We start from the raw sequence: 24,317 nt of genomic DNA, 5'->3' as shown, positions 1-24,317 counted from the left end.
TTTTGCTAGTGAATGCATATTAGTCGAATATTTCAAATAGACGATCCAAATTTTTCATATCGTTTTGAAAAGGTGAAAGAATAGAACAAATACTTGCCATTTTCTTGTTACCAAAATTGTACTTCACAAAATTAGCAAGAGTGCCCGAGGGGCCAAGGTCAATATAGATGACCCCGTCCCCGTCTCCCAGACATTTTAAAGCGTTCCGAAAACGGATAGGTTTTCTAGTGACATCCCAAAGAAAACGGTTGTCAAGGGATGTCGCCTTTCCTCCGTACATAGATGAAACCATATTTATAGTCGGATTCCTTAGGGGCTTAAGCTTTAAATACGCTGTATATTCCAAGGCTATAGGGTCCATTAAGGAAGAGTGAAAAGCAAACTGGACCGGTAATCTTTGACATATAATCTCATTTGCTATCAAGTAGCGTTCAATTTCTTCCAGTTCCTCATAGCTTCCAGAAATGACAAAATGCGAGTCATAGTTGATTGATGCTAACTCTGAGTTGGCATTCAATACGGATATTTGGTCATACAGACTGAGGTCGCCAATTACGGCCAGCATGCCACCCTTTGGACAGTAGGTTTCTACCATTTCTGCTTGCTTGACAAGGCATTGAAGAGTATCTTCATAACTCATACAACCAGCCGCAGCAACAGATGCAAACTCACCGAGGCTGGAACCCAAAACGTAATCAGGATAAATCCCCTTTTCCAGTAATACCTGTGTGAGGGCATACTCCACCATGAAAATTGCGGGGTGAGTATATAACAGACTATCAAACAGGTCTCCTCTCCCACGGTTGTCGTCGTACAGCATTTTTAATACGGACCTTCCTGTAATATCCGTATGAATATCATCCAGCTTCGTCATCCATTTTCGGAAAACTGGATTTAACTTAAATAATTCTCTTCCCATGCCGTAGTATTGTGAGCCTTGGCCTGAAAACATAAAAATCACAGATCTGTCCATTCTAACCTCCCACAACATACTCATTGATAAAATCCCAATAACTCCATTTAAAACGAATATTTCACAGTAAATTGCGAACTAATTGCATTTGGGAAGGTGTGGGATTGCTTTCGTTAAGAACATTCTCCATATGTTGTCTTATTGCAGGTTTGAATTTCGGCTCTGTTATGATATATAGCTGCCCTTTTTTGATTCCCTCAAACATCTGATTTGCTACATCCTCTGGAAGTATTCCATTCTGGACAGCCTTGCGGGCCAATTGATTAATGACTTGTCTTTCCGGGGGAAGATTTCCTAGTCCGGTCTGCTTACTCAGCTCCGTCGGTCGGTTTCGTTCCGCATCCATAATTTGGGTGCGTACGAACCCGGGGCAGACAACTGAAACCCCTACATTGGAACCTATCAATCTGAGTTCTTGGTGTAGCGTTTCAGACAAGCTTAAAACGGCATGTTTTGACGCGCTATATATGCCATTACCAGGGCCGGACAATAGCCCGGCGATGGAAGCTGTATTCACAATATGACATGCGGTTTTCTGTTTCAGCATAATAGGAACAAAAATTTCAGTTGCAAAGAGAATCCCCCATATGTTTACGTTTATTACCCACTGCCAATCCGCCACCGTATTTTCCCATAATAAGCAGCCCGTTCCGGCGTCCACTCCTGCATTGTTGAACAAAAGATGCACAGCTCCAAATGTCTGAACCGTTTTTTGCGCTAATGCACGTATATCAGCTTCTTTGGAAATATCCGTCACCACAGATAACGTTTCTGCGCCCATGTCTTTCAATTGTTTTTCGGCCCTTAGAAGGGCCTCCTCCTCAATATCCGCGAGGACGACCTTCATGCCCTCATTTACACATCGGTCCGCAATAGCACGGCCAATCCCACTGGCGGCTCCCGTCACTACGGCTATCTTATCTTTAAATTCCCTCATGATTTACCTCCAGAATATTTTGTATTTTCCATCTGATAGTGATCGGTTCCCTGTTTATGTTTAAAACAGGGTTATCGGTAGGGGGATTCTGCGGACATCTTTATCCTCATGAAGTGCCTCCCATGAAATCCTGCCCCCCTGGGTCCAATACATCGCTATATTTTCCATATTTTTCTCCTCTAGCAGCAATTGAGAAACGGTCTCTCCTATTTTCCCTGAGAGAAGCGCACTCGTATTTGAGTCTTCTGCACTTTCTCCTATAAATAACGGAATAGATGCCCCTTCGGGCCCGTTGCCGCTATCGGCTATTTCGAGAAGTTCCCTAAGACCCGTGAGTAGATCCTGCCGCGTATTCGCTACGATTGCCGCCCGGCATGTCATCGCTTCGCGGCCTGTCTGAAGTGTAAAGGCAATATCTTGTAAGGCATCATCGCTCTGCTGCTCCAAATATCCCAGTAATTGATTGGCAAGCGCCATCAGTCTCTCCCGGTTTATGTCCGAGAGAATCACCACTTGGGGCTGATCTGCCACTCGCAAATGAATGTTGTCTTTTTCTGAAGGGATATATTCTTCCAGAATGAAATGCACATTAGAGCCTCCCGCACCAAAGGAGCTTACGGTTGCCCGCAACGGGAATTCCCGTTCTTCTCCCTGAATCTCAATTACAGGCCGCTCCCATTCCTGAACCTCCCGTTGCAAATAAAATGGAGTATTACTGAAATTAATATTAGGGTTAAGCTTCTCGGCTTTAATGGTAGGAACCAGTTTTCGATGCCACAATTGCAATATGACCTTGGTTAGCTGTGATATTCCCGAAGCCGCTTCTGCATGCCCTATATTGGATTTGACTGAGCCAATGGCACAAAATTGCTGCTCGGTCGTGAATTTCTGGAATGCTTTATTCAAAGCAGCAAGTTCAATAGGGTCTCCCAATGTAGAACCATTTGCGGCTGCCTCTACATAACTGATCGTCCGGGGGTCTATACCGGCTTTCAAAAAGTTTTCTTCGACTAGTTGCGCCTGCGCATTGGGGTTAGGGATTGTATATCCATTGCTATGTCCCCCATGATTGGTTGCCGTGGATTTAATAACCGCTAAAATGCAATCTCCATCCTGTACAGCCTTATGAAGCGGTTTTAAGAGTACCGCTCCAACTCCTTCCGCTGGAAGGTACCCATCCCCATCTGCAAAGCTTCTGCTATCTTCATGACTTCCAATCAACTGATTTTGACTGGATTCAATATACTTTTTGGGACTAGTCAATAGATTCCCCCCGCCAGCTACCGCTATTTGACACTCTCCCCTGATCAGGCTTTCACATGCCATATGGACAGCTACAGCTGAGGAAGAGCTCATCGTATCAATGGATATGCTCGGTCCCTGGAAATTGAAATAATGCGACATGGGATTTGCGACTGCAACAGACCCAAATGATGTTACCCGTTGGGCAGAGTCCGGTTCGATATCACAGGAGCAGTATTTGTGATACGTAGCGCCCACATAGACGCCAACCTTGTTCTGGTGCTTCTTCTGTAATGCCTCTCGCGTATATCCTGCACTTTCAAGCAAATTCCATATTATTCCCAGGAAAAGTTGCTCCATCGGGTCCATTAAACTGATCTCATAGGGGGTGAGATGAAAGAATGCTGGCTCTGACAGGCTTATTCGTTCCATGAAACCGCCCCACTTGCAGTAGGTTTTTCCCGGCTTGTTTCTCTCCTTGTCAAAATAAAGATCGTGCTCCCAACGGTCTTTTGGAACTTCGGTAATGCAGTCCTTGCTATCTTGGAGATTGCTCCAGAACTCCTGAAGATTTTCCGCCCCTGGATATTTCCCGGACACCCCGATGACAGCAATGTCCATCGCTCCTGTTTCTTGTTTCTTCTCCTCCTGAGCCTCTACCTCGGTTGCCGAAAATTGGGGACGACGGAATATCGGAGAAGGGGCTTTTACCTGCTCCATACCAAACCATTCAATCAATTCGCCTCGATGCGATTCCAGGAAATATTCTATTAAACTCTGGATATTCGGATATTCAAAAAGTAAGGTCCTCGATAGCGGGCCGAAGTTTTTTTCCAGCTCATCGGTTAATTCCATTGACTTTATGGAGTCAACACCATAGTTTTCTAGATTTTTGTCCTCTTCAATGCGATGTTCCGGCAGTCCAGTGGACGAAGAGAGCAGGCTCTTTAGGTAACTTGCCATTTTTTCACGCAGTAGCTCTTCTTCCTGGCTGGACACTGCCTTATTTGTTATAGAAGTTGGTTCGGCATTTTCACCCGCAGCTGTTGCCTGATCTATGCCAAACAAAGCGATTAATTGGTCTCGATAGGCTTCCACAAAATATTCCGTCAAACTCCGAATATCTGGATATTCAAAAAATAGAGTCCTCGACACCTGATCGAATGTTTTCTCCAGCTGGTCGGTCAACTCCATAGACTTTATAGAATCAACCCCATAATTTTCAAAAGGTGTATCCTCTTCGATTCGATATACGGGCAGTTCGATGGACGTTGAAAGCAGGGTCTTCAAGTAATGGACCGTCTTTTCACGCAGCAGGTCCGCTTCTCTGCCGGACACTTCCTTGTTTGCTGCAAAAGTTGTGTCGGTTTTCGCGCCTGCAACCGCTACCTGATCTATGCCAAACAAAGCAATCAATTGGTCTCGATAGGCTTCCACAAAATATTCCGTTAAACTCCGGATATCTGGATATTCAAAAAATAGAGTCCTCGACACCTGATCGAATGTTTTCTCCAGCTGGTCGGTCAACTCCATAGACTTTATAGAATCAACCCCATAATTTTCAAAAGGTGTATCCTCTTCGATTCGATATACGGGCAGGCCGATGGACGATGAAAGCAGAGTCTTCAAGTAATGGACCGTCTTTTCACGCAACAGGTCTTCTTCCTGGCCGGACTCTGTCTTCTTTGCTGTGGAGGAAACGATGTATGCTTCAGCTTCTGATCCGAGCGCCTGATCCCGGGATGCTTTGCCGCTTTCTTCAAGCTGTCCCTCCATGATCATCATGTTGCTGATTAGCTCTACGTCTCCTTCGATCACCATGACCTGATCCGAAATACAGGCTATGCTTTGGTACAGGGCGCTCATTCCTGTCTCTGTCCTCATCGCATACATACCCACCTTCTGCATGGCCTTCTCCGTCTCCTGGTCAGGCCGCATTCCGCCATCTTTCCATAACGGCCAATTGATGGACAGCGTTTTGCCTGTACGCTCCATGGAGGTTACCAAGGTATTGCGGTACCAGGCATATGCGTCCATAAAAGCATTCGCGGCAGCATAGTCAGACTGACCTGCATTACCACCCACTCCCGAACCTGACGAAAAAAGGATAAAGAAGTCAAGAGCAATGTCCTTACTGGCTTGGTCCAGATTTACCAGTCCCGCAACCTTGGGCGCCAGCACTGCCCTGAATTCCAGGCTAGTCTTTTTAATAATATAGTTATCCTGGATTATTCCAGCACTGTGCAGGATGCCGTTGATTCCGCCGTATGTCTGTTTGATATCTTCAATTAAGCCAACCACAGCTTCCTTCCGCGTGACATCCGCCTGCTTGTATTCTACCCGGGCGCCCAATGCCTTCAATTCCTCCAATGAAGTCTGCTTGTCCTGATCCAGTAGGGAACGTCCAGTAAGAATCAAAGTCACTTCCTTGGCCTGACGCGCAATCTCTTTAGCAAAAATAAGACCTAAACCCTTTGCTCCTCCAGTAATCAAATAAACCCCGCGGTCTTTCCATGGAATATCCGGTGTCTCTGACGGCATTTCTGCTTTACTCCAGACAGGAATCCAACGTTTGCCTTCTGCAAACCGGATGCGGCTATCCGCAGGGTGTCGGCTGTTCGTCTTTAGTATTTCGATGAGCCCTTCCATTTTTTCTGTATCCTCAACTTCAATTAACTGACCATAGATCTTTGGATTTTCCTTTTGCGCAGTTTTGAGTATGCCGCACAGCCCAGCGAAGAGCAGCTTTTCATGCTGAGGCATCGTTACAATCTGCACCAGCACCTTGCCTTTGGGTTTGTCATCCAGGATACTTTTTATTTTTTCAAAAACCTGGACGGCATACTTTTCGAAGCGGCGATCAACCTCTTCCATACCGGATTGCAGAGTGATACATTCCACTCCTGCCAAGGAGGACTCGATATCTCCTGCAGCAATGGTATCTGTTTCGCAAAGCATTACCACATGTCGTTCGTAAATGGGAACCATCGTGTCCTCCGCAACCGCCTGTTCTTTCCAGAAGGGTTGGAGCATCATTACACCAAGTGTTTTCTCACATGCGTCCACTTCCTTGTAGGAGCATCCTTTTATACGCACGCAGACTTGGCCTGCCTCATCACACAAATCAATGTCATACTTCTGCGTATTATGACCAGTCCCGCTTCCTCTGCTATACCGGATCAACGCCCACATTTCACAGGGACATTCCCGAAATATTTCGAGTCCCTCAATGGCAGTCGGCCGTATTTTCTGTAGAGGATCAATGCCTGAAGGCCACATGATATTTTCATCATTCGAAAACAAGTATGCCGGCGGCATTTGCAAAGCAGCGTTTATTATAAAGGGATGCAAAACAAATAAGCCCTCAGTATTCCTAATACCGGAAGGCAACGATAGCTTGGCCAGCACTAACCCCTGTCCTATATGCACTTGTTCATTGGCCTGATGTTCCGGACTGTAGTCGGCTCCCATGCCCCACACTGCTCCATCGTCTATCCCAGTCGAAACATGCTGAAAGCACTCCATCTGCAAAGCCTGTATATCCCACGTTTCCGCTTCATTTAACATCTTCAGTTCGGCACTACCCTGGCTGTGTAAGACAGGGTCCCCGGCTTCTGTTAATCTGCTATAGATTTTGAAGCCAATCGCTCCTTGATCTCCCGGAAAGAGCCCTATATGTATTTCTAACGGCTGATCTCCTATAGCGGGAGCATGTGTCCATACAATATCTTTAATAATGATGTTTGCCTGACCCTTCTCCTGTACTGTTAACGACTGCTCCACCGCTGCCCGCACCATTTCAAGGCATGCCGCTTCTGACAGGACAAGCTTTCCGTCAACTACGGAGTCCTTCAGATAAAACTCCTGGCCGCTAAAGGTTGAACTAAATCTTTGCTCAGAAAGTACGGAGGTGTTTTGATGCAGTAATGGATGTAGATGTGCAGCCACATTGGCGAACGGCTTTTCTTCATCTACATGTATCCAATATCGTTCTCTGGCAAAAGGATATGTGGGTAAAGGGATACGGCGGGGCTGGACATTACCGTAAAGTCTGCTCCAATCAATACGGACACCCTTGACCCACAAGTCTGAGATTCTGCCGTACTTTTCCGCTAGAATCTGTAAATCAATCGTTTCATCGAGCGTTTTCTCCTCTGAGGCCATGTTCAAGCTCTCCTTGTCTCGCTTGGCCTGTCCCCGGTAAAGCTGTGCAATACTCTGTCTTCCTCCAATAAAGCCCCGCAACTTGCTTCTAAGTTCCTCCACTGATTCAACGACCACAGCGAGGCGCTCTTCCATCGCCTCACGTCCTGTCTGCAAGGTATAAGCCACATTCACCAAATCGTGATCGGAAAACTCATTCCGATCCATTACAGTAGCCAATTGGCTTACCTGCTCCTTCAATGCTCCATCACTTTTTGCCGACAGAACTATGACGACCGGTCTTGGAGGAGTAAAGGTATTTTGAAAGTCATCCTGTTCCGCAGGGAGGTATTCCTCAAGGACGATATGAGCATTAGCCCCACCGGCTCCAAAGGAAGATATCCCGGCGATCCTCGGGTATTCCCGTTGCTCGCCGTCCTCCTCCACTATCGGACGCTCCCATTCAGAAAGACCCTGTTGGACTACAAATGGCGTTTTGGAAAAGTTTATATTAGGGTTCAGTTTTTGGGAATGCAGGCTAGGGGCAATTTTCCGGTTTTTCATTTGCAAGATGATTTTAGCGATGCCTGCAATCCCTGCGGCCGCCTCTAAATGGCCTATGTTTGATTTTACCGAGCCGATAGCGCAAAACCCCGTGTCCTGCGTATCTTTCTTAAATGCCTGGGTAAGCCCGGTGACTTCAATAGGATCACCGAGCTCCGTTCCAGTACCGTGGGCCTCAATATAACTGACTGCCCGGGCATTTACGCCTGCTTTATCAAAAGCCTCTCTAATCAGTTCACCCTGTGCTACCGGGTTAGGCACGGTATACCCGTTTGTTTTTCCTCCATGGTTGATACGGGTTCCCCGAATAACCGCATAGATATGGTCCTTGTCTGCAATGGCTCGTGACAAAGGTTTGAGCAGCACAACCCCTGCACCTTCGCCAGGGACAAATCCATTCCCGCCTTCCCCAAAGCTTTTACACCGCCCCTCAGGCGATAGCATTCTCATCGTACTGAGAAAGATATAGCTTGAAGGATGAAGATATAAGTTGACTCCTCCAGCAACAGCCATTTCGCATTCACCGTTAAAGATATGCTCACAGGCCTCGTGGATTGCAGTTAATGAGGAAGAGCACATGGTATCAACCGGGATACTGGGCCCCTTTAAGTTCAAGAAATAGGATATTCTGTTGGCTACCGAGCTGAAGGAGGTTCGCGGAAATACGGGTTGTCCTTGTTCCCACAGCTTTGGTCCATATAGATTGAACCCCGTTCCGGTAATTCCTGCAAAGACGCCAATCCGGCCATTATACTGTTCGGCGAGCTGTTCCCTACTATATCCTGCATCCTCGAAAACCTTCCAGCATTCTTCCAGGAATATTCGCTCCTGAGGATCCATACTCATCGCTTCCCGGGGAGATATATTAAAGAAGAGAGGATCAAAATCTGCAAAATCCTCCACAAATCCTCCATATTTACTATAGCTTTTGCCCTTCTCAACCGCTTCTTTGATGTCGGAACAGTAGAAACCTTCCCTCTTCCAGCGTTCCGCAGGAATTTCTGTTATACAGTCTTTGCCCTGTTCCAAATTACTCCAGTACTCTTCCATATTTTTGGCCTGCGGATATCGTCCGCTTATACCAATAATCGCTATTTGCTCGTGTTTCACACGGTCTCTGTTAGTAGCCGTGTTGCGGATACGATTGTTTTCTTCCTTTGGCAGGGTTGACAAAGAAAACTCGCTGGCAGCATGCAAGGTTGCGGAAATGGAGACGGATTTCTCTTCCGTCTTTATCGGGCTTCCGAGTCCTGTCCACCGTACGCATTCCTTGTGATAATCAGCAATAAAATATTCGGCCACTGCCTCCAACGTCTGATATTCATAAAACAAGGTCATTGATATTTCTCCAAAAATGCCCTGCAGCTTTTGATTAAGCCTTGTAATCATGATGGAGTCAATGCCATAGCTTTCTAAAGGCTCGCTGACATCAATCTTGTCAATGCTCAGCTTGGTAACTTCTCCAAACAATAGTTTTAGCTGATATAAGGTTTTTTCTAGAAGCAGTTCAAGATTCACCTCTGAAGAAGCTGACTCTTCAACATATTCTTTCTCCTGTGGTTGGGACGCCAGGAAATACTTTTGCAATTTGGATTGCTCACCTTCTATTACTAATAACTGATTCAGGCCAGCGGCCAGACCGTTATATAAAGCCTGGATGCCGTTTGAAGCTTGCATGGCTACCATGCCAATACTTTGCCAAGCCCTCTCCGTGTCATCGTCCACATGCATCCCTCCATCCTTCCAAAGAGGCCAATTGACAGATAGCGTCTGCCCTTTGCGCCCCTTTGAGGATACAAGGCTGTTTCGATACGCGGCATAGGCATCCATAAAGGCATTAGCGGCAGAATAGTCGGCTTGACCGGGGTTGCCCATAATCCCAGCTATTGAGGAGAAGAGAATAAAGAAATCCAGATGTAGCTCCTTGGTCTCCTGATCTAAGTTCACCAGTCCGGCAACCTTTGGTGCCATTACTTCCGCGAACTCTTCCTGTGATTTATTCATAATAAAACGATCCTGTATTACTCCAGCACTATGAAGGATACCATCAAGGCCTCCATACTCTTCCCTGATCTCAAGGATCAATTTGGAGACCTCTTCCTTCCGTGCTACATCTACCTGTCTGTACTCAACGCGGGTCCCCAGTGCCTTCAACTTCTCCAATATGGCCTGTTTGCCTTCGTCTAGATTTGAACGGCCTACAAGAACTAGCGTGGCTTCCCTGACTCGCTGGGCGATATCCTCCGCAAAAATAAGTCCTAAACCTCCTGCACCACCCGTAATCAAATAAGTCCCCCGATCCTTCCAGGGTACTCTTCCCGTTGTCTCAGTGGGTTTCATCTCGTTCCAACCGAGAACCAAACGTTTACCATCCTCATACCGTATCCTTTTATTCTTTGGATATTGACTGTTCTCTTTTAATTTCTCAATCACCTCTTCCAGACCTACAGATTCCAATTCTACGAGTTGCCCTACGATTTTCGGGTTTTCTTTCTCAGCTGTCTGCAGTAATCCCAATAGTCCTGCGAAAGGTTGCTGTGCGCTTTGTGCGGAAACTGCAATCTGTATCAGTACGCTACCCTTGGATTCCTCTGTGAGAACCATTTGCACTTCCGTGAGCAGCTGGAGGGCATACGCCTGAAAGCGTTCATCCATGCTGCTTTGGCTGGCATGCAGCTTGATGCAACGGGTTCCTTTCATGAGCGATTCAATGCTTCGCTCCGCGAAATGATCCAGTTCGCAAAGCACCACCAGATGCTGGCTAAATTCAGGGCGTGCCACTTTCTGATGAGCAACTTGCTCTTTCCAGAAAGGCTCAAGCATAAGGACTCCCGTATCCGCCAAGGACCCCGCAGTCCCTGTTCCGCTTTGCGGGGCCTCATGTGAAACCATTTGAGCTTGAAATTGGCGTATTTTTACAATGGCATCCTCTTTCTGTATCCGTCCGCTTTTTACCTCGCCTAGAATATATTGAAAAAAATCCTTCATCTTCTATTGCCTCCCAGCACGTAGAAACTTCTCATTTACGTATACATATATTGAGGATTTCACTGGCAGCCTCATCAACAGACAGGGTATCGTTCATCATTTCATCCAAGAGTCTGCCGCACAATATATCATCAAAGTCTACATCGCTCTCACCTTGCGAAAATAATGCATAGGCTTTTACTTGATCCTTGCTTTCAGAAGCCCAGTAATGCTCTTTAGCAAAAGGGTAGGTAGGCAGGCTGATACGGTGAGGCATCTTCCCTGTGTAAAGTTTTTCCCAATCCAAATTTATCCCTTTGGCCCACAGCTCCAAAAGCTTGGTATATTTCTTTTTGGAAATCCAAAGATCGATCATTTGTTGCAAGTCTTCGTCCCCCGAAAAAATAGACAACGATTCTCTGTTACGTTTAGCCTGTCCCCTATATAGGTTGAGCATGTTATGGCGTCCATCCACAAAACTCTTTAATTTTTCCTCAAGCTCTGCGGTAGATTCCACAAGTATGGCTAAACGCTCCTCCATCGCTTCGCGCCCCACCTGAAGCGTGTAAGCAATATCCGATAGGCTTGCGGAGAATAGCTGACCCTGAAGAGCATTCAGCAGCTGCCTTCCCTTTTCCTTAAGCTGCTCCTCGCTCTTGGCTGACAACACGATCATGACAGGTCCCTGAGAAGCGGATTCTGTTCCAGACTGTTCCTGATACTCGGGAATATACTCTTCAATCACGATATGAGCGTTTGCCCCGCCTGCACCAAAAGAAGATATTCCAGCCCGTCTTGGATATTCTTTTGTGATTCCATCGGTTGTAATTACCGGTCTCTTCCATTCCTCCAGGCTTTGCTGAACGATAAATGGAGTATTGTTGAAATTAATTTCAGGGTTCAACTTCCTTGAATGTAAGGATGGTACTAGCTGGCTGTGCTTTAGCTGCAACAATATTTTAGTCACTCCTGCAATGCCTGCTGCACTCTCACAATGGCCTATATTGGATTTGACCGCCCCTATGGCGCAGAACTGCTTATCCTTTGTGAATTTTTCGAAAGCCCTTGTCAGTCCTGCAATTTCAATAGGATCTCCCAGAGCTGTACCGGTTCCGTGGGCTTCAATATAACTAACTGTCCTTGCATCGACATCCGCACGCTGGAGCGCTTCTTCAATCAACCAGGATTGAGCTTGAGGGCTAGGTACTGTATAACCGCTGGTTTTACCTGAAGCATTAAGCATGCTCCCTTTGATTACTCCATAAATATGGTCGCCATCTGCAATGGCCTTCTCCAACGGCTTCAACACGATCGCGCCGACACCCTCTCCGTCGACGAATCCATCTGCCTGATCTCCGAATGACTTACATTCACCCGTTTTAGAAAGCATCGTCATAGCCGACAGCTTGATATAGTGGATAGGGTCTACAATCAAGTTGACTCCCCCGGCAATGGCACACTCGCTTGTACCGCTATACAGGCTTTCCAAAGCCAAATGGATCGCCGTCAATGAGGAAGAGCAAGCGGTATCTAAGGACATACTCGGACCTTGGAAATCCAAATGATAGGAAACCCGATTCGAGATGGAATTATATTGAGGTCCCAAACCGTAATTTCCGTTCATAACGCCTGCAAATACACCGACTCTTCTACTCTCACAAAGATTGGCAGGGGTATACCCAGCATCCTCTATGCTTGCATATGCTGCTTCCAGGAACAGTCTTTCCTGCGGATCCATTGTTTCGGCTTCTGCGGGAGAAATCTTAAAGAATAGCGGATCGAATAAATCAATGCCTTCGATAAAACCGCCCGATTTCGTATAGATTGTGCCCCTTTTCCCTTTTTCTTGGTCAAAGTAGGTCTTCCAATCCCAACGGTCTTTCGGAATTTCAGTTATGCAATTTTTACCTTCTCTTAGATTGTTCCAATATTCCTCTATATTACTAGCTCCCGGATAGCGTCCTGACATCCCAACAATCGCAACATCCCTGATATTGGAGGATCGTGTCGTTGGCTTTTCCTTTGTGCTGTCAGAAGGCTTAAGGAAACGCCCTCCCCGGTCAAACTTCATTGGGACAGTAGCGAGTAATTGCAAAGCAGGGACCTCTTCAACTCTGGAAGTCTCTTCGGTCAACTCCTGTTCCTTTATCCCTACCAGCTTCTTCAACGAGTCCTTTTGCGTTTGAAGAAGGTATGCTACTAGATCATCTATGGTGTTGTACTCAAAAAACAGCGTGCTGGCAAAATCCTCAATGACTTCACGCAAAACATTTGTGATTTGCACAACCAATATCGAGTCGATTCCATACTCTTCCAGGGCAACCGTTGAGTCGATACTTCCCGGTTCCATTTTTAGCGTCTCACCAAGCAAATGTTTAAAATACGCCGTACTTTTTTCACGCAGCACATGTTCTACCTCTGCTTGTGCTACCTCTATTTTGGGTTGAGTTCGTTGTTTCATTGATACCGTTTCTACAGTTCTTTTCTCTATCAATATTGATCTTCGTTTGTGCTGTCGCTTTTGCCGAACCAAGCCATCGCTTTGGGCTGCAACAATCTGCTGGCCCCAATCATGCGCCTCTTGCGCCGGGAAGAACGCTGCATGGAAACCTTCTTTGTCCAGTACGGTTTCCCATATTTGAGGGTGAAGCCCTGGGCATCCAGGAATACGCCATTCCGGATCCTCATACGCCCACCAGCCATCTAGCAATCCGAAGGTAAGGTGGGTAAACACGCTACTACCTGTGATTTCATTGAGCAGGAGCAAGCCGTTGCTTTTCAAAACCGCTTTAGCATTACGTAACGCCTGGCGGATGTCTTTTGCGGTATGAAGTACATTAGCGGCAATGACAATATCATATTTACCCGTCTCAACACCTTGCCCAGCAATAGGTTCTTCAACATTAAAAATCTGGTAGCTGAGATACGGATTATGCGGCCCATACTCTTTTTCCGCGTGCATCAAAAAGGCTTTGGAAATATCGGTATAGCAATATTCCTGAATGTGTTTGCGGTATGGGCGCAATTTCAGGAATAGCGTGGCACTGGTTCCTCCGGTGCCCGCTCCGATTTCCAGAATTCTGATTTTCGCAGTGGAGTCGGCCATAATCCTCTCCTGAATATAAGCGGCAGTCGTATCGGCAAGTACTTCATTAAAGTAGTCCACCACCAGATTGTTCTTGTAAATTCCTTCCACTAGTTCCATTGAGGAATTGGGAAAGATGACTTCAGTCGCAGGCGATTTTCCGGTAAGCACTTCCGGTAAAGCCCGTAGCGTTGTCTCAACCAAATTAACCCTTGCTCTCATCTGCGGATATTGTAGCCATGTACGCTTGCGCTCTTCCCATTCCTGCCAGACATCATCTCGATCCGTCAAGCTGGAGTTTCTACCTGATAGGTCGTTATCCATCTGTGTCAAAATCTCCATGCTCTCTTTCAGCCATTTGCCATATAGCTCAGGTAGTCCGAGTTTATTTTTGAACTCGTCGACGGACTGACGATCTGTCCCTGATAACCCCATGGACAAGAGCTGCTCCCGCAACAACCTGCTTAGGAGATGTTCCATCTCCCTTTCCTGGAGGTCGCCCATATCATCTGCAGCATAGTTTTCGATAAAATGGCTTCTTGATTGTATTGCTGTAGCAATATTTTCCTGAATATCCCTGAGATTCGGATCCGAATTAGGCGGGTAGAGATCAATCTCTTCCGTCGGATTAGTCCCTTCCATCTCCAAATGTCTTGTTGTTTTCATAAGCCCCATTTGGTCAACTGGTGAGGCAAGAAGCGTCTCAAGCGCCTCCATCCCCTCCTGCGGGTCAATGAGCCCAACACCTATTTGCGCCAGTCTGGAGTAATTTTCTACCTCCTGCCCTCCATTTTGAGAGGCATTGTTTTCGCCGCTCCCCCAGTATCCCCAGTTCATGACCTTCACTGGACAACGCCATTCCTGCGAAAGACGATGCGCAAACGCGTCTTTAAAGGTACTTCCGGCAGCATAGCTACTTTGTCCCGGATTCTTTACATAGGTAATCATGGAAGAGAAGAACAATACGAAATCCAACGGCTCATTTTGGAAGACCTGAGCCATGCGTACACTTACATCAACCTTTGCTGAAAGCCCTGACCGGAGCTCTTCCTCCGTCAAATCTTCCAAGCCCTTCTCCAAAAATGAAATGGCTGAGTGGACCACTCCGTTTATGTTGGAGTACCGCTGTTTTATTTCCTCATATGCCCGCTGCAGCTCCCTTTCGTCTGCTACATCCGCCGTGATATAGCATGGAACAGGTCCCAGGCCTTCAAATCCGTCCAGTTTGGCCTGGATAGAGGCATCCTTTTGCCTTCTGCCTAGCCACACCATCTGGGCCTGGTAGGTACAGGCCATATACTTGCTCCAAGCCTCTCCGATAGTGCCGGCACCCCCGATGACCACATAGACGCCTCCGGTTTTGTATAGCGTCTGTCCTTTTAAACCTGAAGTCTGTTTGAATGGGACCAAGTGCTGCCGGTACCACTGCCCATTTCTGTAAACCCACATCCTTCCTTGTCGGTCCGAAGGCAGCGTAAACATATCGGATAGCGGCCAGTCATCATCGGATTGCAGGTCAAGGATACGGATTTTCCAGTTCGGATATTCTTTGGCCATGGTGCCTACCAGCCCATGAAGACTTGCGTGAGTCGGGTTGACTGTATCGTTCTGATCCATCGGCTGAGCTTGATTGGTTATCGTTGTCCAGCCTAGCTTTTTCGTCCCGTATCCCAATAAAAGCATCGCTTTGACCATTCTAAAGAAGAGAAGGACTCCCTGCTCCTGTTCCTTGATCAAGGACTCGGCAGTCACCGATTCGACGGAAACACAGGGTGCAATCCACAGGATATGGTCAACGGCTCCATATTCTTCTACCTTTGCGGCAACTGTTTCAATGGAATCGTGCGCTTGAAGCTCCAAGAAATGCGCCCTAGGATAATACTCCCGGATGGCCTGTCTGTCTTTGTCAGTACCACCTGCAATGACCAATCGGTCTGTCGGTGACGGGGAAACGACATCTTTTTTTACAGCAGCAGGGTCCCATTTCGGGATGAGCATTACGGATCCTACAAGCGGGTCGGCGGCACTTTCTCCTGCCGCTGCGCCTTGTGCATTTTCAATGCCGACTTCTCCGTCCAGCGCCCGGGTGGATAATCCTGTTATTCTGACGCAAATAGTTCCTTCCTCATCACACAAGTCAATATTAAGCTTCTGTACCTTGTCTTCTTTCTTGCTGCCCTCGCTGTATTGAATCAACGACCACATGTTCGGGGTGCATGCCCCATAAATCTCAATCTCTTGGAGGGCAAACGGCATATGAGGCGTAGCTGGTACAGCGCTACCCGGCAACCCTCCGTTTTCTTGGCCCATAATTAGCCCGATGGATGCATGCAAGGCCGAATCCAGCAAGCTGGGGTGAAGAACCAAGCTGTCCGCCATATTAGAAATGAAGGAAGGCAATGCCAGCTTGGCTAGTACCCTGCCCGGATGTGTATATACCTTCTCCACACATCTGTATGCCGGGCCATAATCCATTCCCATTTCCTCGAAGATTTCATAACATTGCGATCCGTTAAACCTGTGTTGACCAAAATCTGCCTGTAACGCCTTAAGGTTTAGTGTCGGTTTTTGCTCTACGCAAACCTGCACCGCATCACCTTGGCTATGCACGGTATGCCCTCTTTCGCTTCCTACTTGCCCGCTATACACTTCAAAGCTGATTTTTCCGGTGTCTTCCAGAGAGAGCCTGGTGTGTACAGGAACTGGCTGGTTGTCCACCACAATGGGCCGAATCCAGTTTACATTTTTCAAACGGATTCCTGTTGTGCTGTTGTCCATATCTCCTGTGGAACGTTCTACAGCCGCCCGTACCATCTCAAGATAGGCTACGCCAGGCAGAACCTTTTGGCCTTTCACAACATGATCCTTGAGGAAAAATTCCTCGCCTGTAAACGTTGAACTGAACCGCTGCTCCAGAAAGTCTGAAGTGTTCTGATGCAGTAAAGGTGTCAAAAAGGATGATTGGGACGAAGCGGCTTCTGTTATTGCGGCGCTCTTTTCCTCATGTACGGGTATCCAATAGCTTTCTCTGGCAAAAGGATAGGTTGGCAGACTCATCCTGCGAGGCTTCACATCCTCATAAAGCTTGTTCCAATCCAAAATCAGTCCCGTAACCCAAAGTTCAGCGAGCTTTCCATACTTCCCTTTGTCCACCCATGCATCAATCATTTTAGCCATATCTTCATCGACTTCCTGAGTGACAAGCCCTCCTCTATTACGCTTTACCTGTCCTCTATACAGTTCTTCTACGCCTTCCTTTTTTTGTAGGAAGCCTTCCAATTTCCAGTCAAGCTCTTGGATGGATTTTGCAATGATCGCCAGACGTTCGTCCATCGCTTCTCGCCCGATTTGCAGCGTGTAGGCGATATCTGAGAGACTTGTATGCGGGTCATTCAGTTCTCTGAGTGCAGACAGCAATCTTTGCACCTGCTCGTCCAGCCTTTCCTTATTTTTGGCCGACAACACGACTATGACAGGATTCAGGGATGCAGGAGCAGCTTGCTGCTGACTAGCTTCTTCTGGAATATATTCTTCGATGACCACATGAGCGTTAGAGCCCCCAGCACCAAAGGCCGATACTCCTGCTGCCCTTGGGTATTCTCTGGTTTCACCGTTGATGGCAACTACAGGCCTTTTCCACTCTTCTAATTCTTGCTGAACTTTAAAGGGACTATCGCTGAAGTCGATATTGGGATTTAAGGTACTTGCATGTAGCGAAGGCACGATTTGTTTATATTTCAACTGCATAAGCACCTTTGTCACCGCGGCGATACCAGCAGCACTCTCACAATGCCCGATATTAGACTTCGCCGACCCGATTGAACAGAACTGCTTATCGCCGGTATATTTCCGGAAGGCCTTCTGTAAGCCTGCAATTTCAATCGGGTCTCCCAGTGGAGTTCCTGTTCCATGGGCTTCTATATAGCTGATGGTTCTGGGGTTGATTCCTGCCTCCTTAATTGCCTGACCAATCACACGGGCCTGTGCATTGGGGTTAGGTACGGTATAGCCGTTGGTTTTCCCCCCGTGGTTCACTGCAGTTCCTTTGATAACTCCATATATCCGGTCTCCGTCTGCTATGGCCTTGGCTAATGGCTTGAGCAGCAAAGCCCCGACTCCTTCTCCCGGTACATATCCGTCTCCCTGTCCGAAGCTTTCACATCTCCCATTGCTTGATGCAAAACTTCCCTGTCCCAACAATAGGTATTTGTTAGGATGGATGGAGACGTTGACCCCTCCTGCTACTGCCAGTTCGCATTCTCCATGCTGTAGTCCATGACAGGCCATATGAATTGATGTCAGTGACGAGGAGCACATGGTATCTACAGCGATACTTGGCCCTTGAAAATTACAAAAATACGATACCCGGTTGGCAACCGCCGAGGCATTCCCGAGAAGTCCAATCATCCTTCCCTTGGCTTGTTCCTGGGCTCCATAGAGTTGATACTCATGGTACATCACTCCGACGTAAACCCCGACATTGCCTTCTATGCCGCCAAGCTCCCGCTCTGCACAAAGGGTTTCTCTCGTATAACCTGCATCCTCTATCGTTTCATAAACGCATTCCAGGAATAAGCGCTCCTGCGGGTCCATCGTTTCCGCTTCCCTTGGCGAAATATTGAAAAACAACGGGTCAAACCAGTCCACTCCATCGATGAACCCTCCCCACTTGCTGTAGGTTTTTCCGGGCTTGCCTCTGTTTTCATTAAAGTACAGACTGTGATCCCAGCGTTCTTTAGGAATCTCTGTAATGCAATCCTTTCCATCCCTTAGGTTGTCCCAGAACTCTCGGATACCCAATGCTCCCGGATATCTCCCCGACACGCCGATAATTGCAATGTCTAATGCCTTCTTCTCCTGATGTGGTTGTATACCTGTCGGGAAAAGCCATGGACGCCTACGATTAGCCGATATCGAGGCTAAAGGCTCTATGGTTGCTTTTATAGGTACTTTCGGGCCTGCATCAGGAGCCGTATTCTTCTCTGTCGCTTCTACAGCATCAATCAGCCGACCGCGATACGATTCAAGGAAATAACCCGTCAATGACCGGAGATTCTGGTGTTCAAAAAATAATGTTTTCGGTAGTGAGCCGAAAGTCTTTTCCAATTCATTGGTAAGCTGCATAACCAGTATCGAGTCAATCCCATACCTGTCCATTGGTGCATTGACATCTATACTTTCAGCGGGCAGCTTGATCACGGTTGAAAGTACCGTTTTCAAATAACCCTCCGCTTTTTCCCTTAGCCATTCTTCTCCGATAAGCGATGCTCCCCCGCTTTCCATTACAGATCGGCCTGAGACATCAGTTTCCGAGAGCTGGCCTAGAATTGCCGCTTTAATCCTTTGGGGATACCCTTCGATCACCATAACCTGACTTCTGCCGGAAGACAGGCTTTGATACAAAGCTTTGATTCCATTCTCCGTTTGCATGGCAATCATGCCCAGGCCTTGCATCGCCCTTTCCGTTTCCAGGTCGACATGCATGCCTCCATCCTTCCACAGAGGCCAGTTTATCGACAGCGTTTGCCCCTGGCGCTGCTTTACTGTCACCAAAGCATTTCGATAGGAGGCATACGCATCCATAAAGCCATTAGCAGCGGAGTAGTCAACCTGCCCTACATTGCCAAGGCTTCCTGCGCCAGAAGAAAATAAGATAAAGAAGTCCAGAGGCAGGTCTCTGCTGGCCTGGTCCAGATTCATCACCCCTGAGACCTTCGGAATCAGCACTTCTCTAACCTCTTCTTTAGTCTTCTTGATGATGAAGTTGTCCCGAATCACTCCGGCTGTGTGCAAAATACCGTTAAGGCCGCCAAATTGCTCGACGATGCCATGAATTAGCCCGGTAACCGATTCGTTGTGGCCCACATCTGCCTGTTGATACTCTATATGACCGCCCAGCGCTCTCAGTTCGCTTAACAGAGCCTTTTGGTCCGCAGAAAGTGATGACCGACCCACCAATACGACGGTGGAGTTTTTCACATTGCGCACAATGTCTCTGGCAAAAATAAACCCCAGGCCACCTAAGCCACCAGTAATGAGATAGATCCCACCATCTCTCCACGGCAGGTCTGCATCTTCACGTAAGGCTTCAATTTCTTGCCACATTAAAGCCTGTCGTTTGTCCCCTTGGTACCGTATCCGTTCGTTATGCAGGCCACTCCGGTTCCCTTGTAGTTTCTCAATGATTCCTTCGACATTATCCTCTACATCAAGCTCAAGCAGCTGACCCATGACATTCGGATTTTCTTTTTGAGCGGTTTTCAGCATTGCAAAGAGCCCGGAATAAACCTGTTGGTCCTTCCGAGCGCGGGTTGCAAGCTGTATCAAAACTTTCTGTTTGGGGATGTCTAGCAGGATGCTTTGCAATTCTTCAAATATCTGAATGGTATAATCTTCAAACCGACTGTCCATATCCATGCTGGAGGACTGTAAAACAAGGCAGCGAGTACCATCCATGTGGGCTTCAATATCCTCCCCGGAGATACCATCCACTTCACACAGGATCACAACATGCTGGATATCTTCGTTAGCGTTCACCCCTGTGGTGACAGGTGTCTCCTGCCAGACAGGCTCAAGCATCAGTGTACCCATATCCTCAGTGATGCTGGCTTGCCCCACATCTCCTTCCAAAGCTCTGGATAAAAGTCCTTTGAGCTGCACGCAAATCTTTCCGGTCTCATCGCACAGATCAATATCCACCTTGCTTAATCCATTCGACGTCTCTTCACTCCCATCGTGAGAGATCCGGGCCCACATCACTGGAGTGCATTTTTCGGAAATCTTCAGTTCCTCCAAAGCAAAGGGTAACGCTGGCTTGCCTACAGGCAAATTTTCTTCCGAACCCATTACCAAGCCGATTGTGGCCTGCAAAGTTGAATCCATCAAAGCTGGATGCAGTACAAATTCAGTTTGAGTATGGAGTACAGAGGATGGTAGGGACAGCTTGGCCAGCACGTAATCCTTTCCTCGAAAGATTGCCTCAATGCCACGGTGTGCGGGTCCATAGTCTATCCCCATGGCTTTGAAAGCTTCATAGCATTGGCTCGAAGAAAGTGGTGTGCGGGTACAGTCTGCCCGTAAGACATTCAGGTCCAGATACTGTAGCTCGCCAGCCCTCTCCAGCACAGCCATTCCCTGACTGTGTATAATACCTTCAGCGTCGGCCCCTTCCATCCCGCTGCATATTTCAAACGCAATCTCTCCATTGTCCTGGGGATATAGACTGATGAGTACCCTGACCGGTCCGTCTGCTACAACCACAGGCCGAGCCCATACGATATTTTTCAGCTGAATATGGGTCTCGCTTTCTACTACGGCCCCCACTGCCTCTTCTACAGCTGCTCGCACCATTTCGAGGTAAGCCACCCCGGGTAATGTTTGTTGACCCTTGATTCTGTGGTCTGACAGGAAAAATTCCCGGCCTGTAAAAGTAGAGCTATAACGTTGTCCGGAGAGATCGGAAATATTCTGATGCAATAAAGGATGAATTTGGGCAGTCATAGCCAGATTTACACTGCCTTGTCCAGTGTCTGTTTCGGATAACCAATAGCGTGCCCTTTCGAAAGGATAGGTCGGCAGACTGATTCGTCTGGGCTTGATATCTCCATAAAGTGCGTCCCATTCAATGCTTGCGCCATTGGCCCACAATTTGGCTACCTTATCAAGTCTTTTCTTCTCAGTCCAGGCCCGAACCAGGGTTCCGGTGTCTTCGTCCGAATCCAAGAGTTCGATTCCGCCACCTGGATAGTTCACACGGCCGATCAGCACTTTTTCCGACGAGTTTCCGTTAATAAAATGTTCAAGTTCATCTATCAGATTTTCTCTTGAATCCGTCAAAAACGCGAGACGCCAGTCCATGGCCTCTCTTCCCACTTGCAAGGTATAGGCCAGGTCCGTGAGATTAACGCTTTCGTGCAACTTAACAAAATTCATCATATCTGCTGCATAGGTTTTCAAGGATTGTTCACTTTTAGCGGACAGCACAAATAGTCCCGGGTTGTCTTTACCCACTGGGGGTAGATTCACCGCAGAGACTACAGGAACATATTCTTCAATAACCATATGAGCGTTAGTGCCGCTAAATCCGAAAGAACTTACGCCCGCACGCCGGGGTACTCCCGGTTCGGGCTCCCAGCTTTGCAGACTGGTGTTAATATAGAACGGGCTATCCTCCAGAGAAATATGCTCATTTAAGGATTCGAAATGAATGGTAGGCGGCAATTGGTGGTGCTTCATGGCCAGCAGCACTTTCATCACACTGGCCACTCCGGCCGCAGTCATCATATGACCCATATTGCTTTTCAGTGACCCCAATGCGCAATAGCCCTTCTTGCTTGTATAGGATCGGAATGATTCCGTAAGTCCCTCCACCTCGATAGGATCACCCAGCTTTGTTCCTGTTCCGTGGGCCTCTATCATGGAGATGGTTTCGGGATGAATGTTAAACCGTCGATATACGTCTTTTTCCAGCGAGATTTGTGAATTTACACTTGGGGCAGTTATTCCGTTGGTTTTTCCATCCTGGTTCATTCCCCATCCCCGAATAACTCCATATATGGAGTCCTTGTCTCTGACTGCATCAGAGAGCCGTTTTAATAAAATGACCCCAACTCCTTCTCCGGGGACAAACCCGTTTGCACGGGCATCAAAGGTAAAGCACCGTCCATCCTTGGACAGCATTCCTGCCTTGCTAGTCATAACATGCATCCCCGGACCAGCCATAATCATGACTCCGCCTGCCAGAGCAAGGTCACTTGTTTCTAAAAGGAGACTGTTGCAGGCTTCAGCAATAGCCACCAGAGAGGAAGAGCATGCGGTATCAATAGCCAAAGAAGGACCTTTCAAATTTAGCAGATACGAAATCCGAGCGGATAGAATTGAAGGAGACCCTCCCATAAGAACCTGCGCATTTAACCCCTGCCCACTCATGGACCTCCCATAATCACTGGCTGCACAACCTACAAAAACACCGCAGCGGCTCTCCGACAGTGAGGCTGGATTTAATCCGGCATCTTCAATGCATTTCCAGCTGCTTTCAAGAAACAGGCGCTGTTGAGGATCCATCATCTCTGCTTCTGCAGGGGATATATTAAAGAACAACGGGTCAAATTTATCTACATCCTCTAAAACACCCATCCATTTGCTATAGGTTTTTCCCTGAGCCTTGGGATCGGTATCGTAATATTCATCGATTGACCATCGCGTTGAAGGGATTTCCGATATACAATCCCTGCCCTGAGCCAGATTGTCCCAAAATTCAGCCAAAGTCCTGGATTCCGGGAATTGCCCTGCCATACCAATAATTGCGATAGACTCCTTATGTTCCTGACCGCGCGGCATATCTAGCATAGCTTTTTTAGAATCAGCATGCTTGACCGTTTTGTGGGAATCATTGCTATTCGGCAGCTGTCCATAGGCGAATTGAATCCGTTCTTTAACTTCTTGCTGATTCACAAACGTTTTATCCTGCATTTTTATTTCTTTTTCAATAGTAGCCGCCAGCTTTTCTCTTATCGATTGGGCCATATGGTTTTTCAGCTCAATTAATGACTCCCTGGGAGACTCAGACAGTTTTCTTGCCAGCTGCATGGCGTGCGGCACCACTTCATTCCTCGGTACAACCGGAAAAGGAACCCCTTTGGTTTCCAGTTCCGAACCACTATATCTAGTACCTGTAAATAGAATTTCCTGTGCCATACTAACCCCGAATTTCTCAGGGAAAATCAGGGTCGAACCCGCTCCGGGAGTAAAGCCGTACTTCATAAAGTTAGTAGTATAGATGCTTTCCCGACTCATCACGATAAAATCGCAAAACATCCCCATGCACCAGCCAGCACCAATCCCATGTCCCTGCATAGCAGCGATGACGGGCAGCTTGCAATCCAAAGCAATCTTGTAAACATTGGTATCGCTATATTTCGCCTTTCCCTCATGGATAGCCAGCAACCCCTCTTGGGTGCCTCCTGTGGCAAAGTAGGTGTCATATCCCGTCAGAATCACAACTTTATAATTCTCGTTAGCCTGCACTGTCTCAAACGCCTGATTCAGGCCGATAATTAGTTCATCGGAAAATGTATTTTTGTGCGCCGTGTCCTTCATTTTCAACAAGACAATCCCGTGCTCAAATTCCTGCAATTCAACCACAGACTGTACCTTCATTTGGGAGGCGCTTATCTCCTGCCCATCCTCCGACGTGTGGAAGCTGTCCAATGGTTGCAACGTGAAAGCCCGTCCTTCTGATAATTCCTGTGGACTGGCTTCCAATGATTCATCCGGGAGCTCGCCAATAAATTGAAGCAATTGTTTTTCAGCATCTTCATAATTGATTTCCCCTGCTTGCACCGCACGAAAAATATCTTTTGAATCCATAAACATGTCCTCCTAGCTGTATGAAATAGGACAAATAT

Annotated in this window: 4 protein-coding genes; all 4 read right to left on the bottom strand. The window is 47.3% G+C overall.

Annotated elements, in window-relative coordinates; all coding sequences use genetic code 11:
- Window positions 1–19: 19 nt before the first annotated feature.
- The 4 genes from MKX59_RS10385 to MKX59_RS10370 all read right to left on the bottom strand — a co-directional run bounded on the left by MKX59_RS10385 (window position 20) and on the right by MKX59_RS10370 (window position 24,279).
- Window positions 20–973 (bottom strand): acyltransferase domain-containing protein, encoded by a 954-nt coding sequence (locus MKX59_RS10385; protein ID WP_076264798.1) that lies wholly within the window; start codon window positions 971–973, stop codon window positions 20–22.
- 61 nt (window positions 974–1,034) lie between these two features.
- Complete coding sequence (locus MKX59_RS10380) at window positions 1,035–1,910, bottom strand: SDR family NAD(P)-dependent oxidoreductase (RefSeq protein ID WP_025718361.1); 876 nt, start codon at window positions 1,908–1,910, stop codon at window positions 1,035–1,037.
- A gap of 60 nt (window positions 1,911–1,970) precedes the next feature.
- Window positions 1,971–10,847: a type I polyketide synthase gene (locus MKX59_RS10375; RefSeq protein WP_340858413.1), complete on the bottom strand. Its 8,877-nt coding sequence runs from the start codon at window positions 10,845–10,847 to the stop codon at window positions 1,971–1,973.
- Between the two features lie 31 nt (window positions 10,848–10,878).
- Window positions 10,879–24,279: an SDR family NAD(P)-dependent oxidoreductase gene (locus MKX59_RS10370; protein ID WP_340858412.1), complete on the bottom strand. Its 13,401-nt coding sequence runs from the start codon at window positions 24,277–24,279 to the stop codon at window positions 10,879–10,881.
- Between the last annotated feature and the right edge of the window lie 38 nt (window positions 24,280–24,317).

It is taken from the genome of Paenibacillus sp. FSL R7-0340, assembly GCF_038002205.1.
GTDB lineage: Bacteria > Bacillota > Bacilli > Paenibacillales > Paenibacillaceae > Paenibacillus > Paenibacillus polymyxa_B.
The sequence above is the reverse complement of the archived record's forward strand: the minus strand, read 5'-3'. Positions and strand labels throughout refer to the sequence as shown.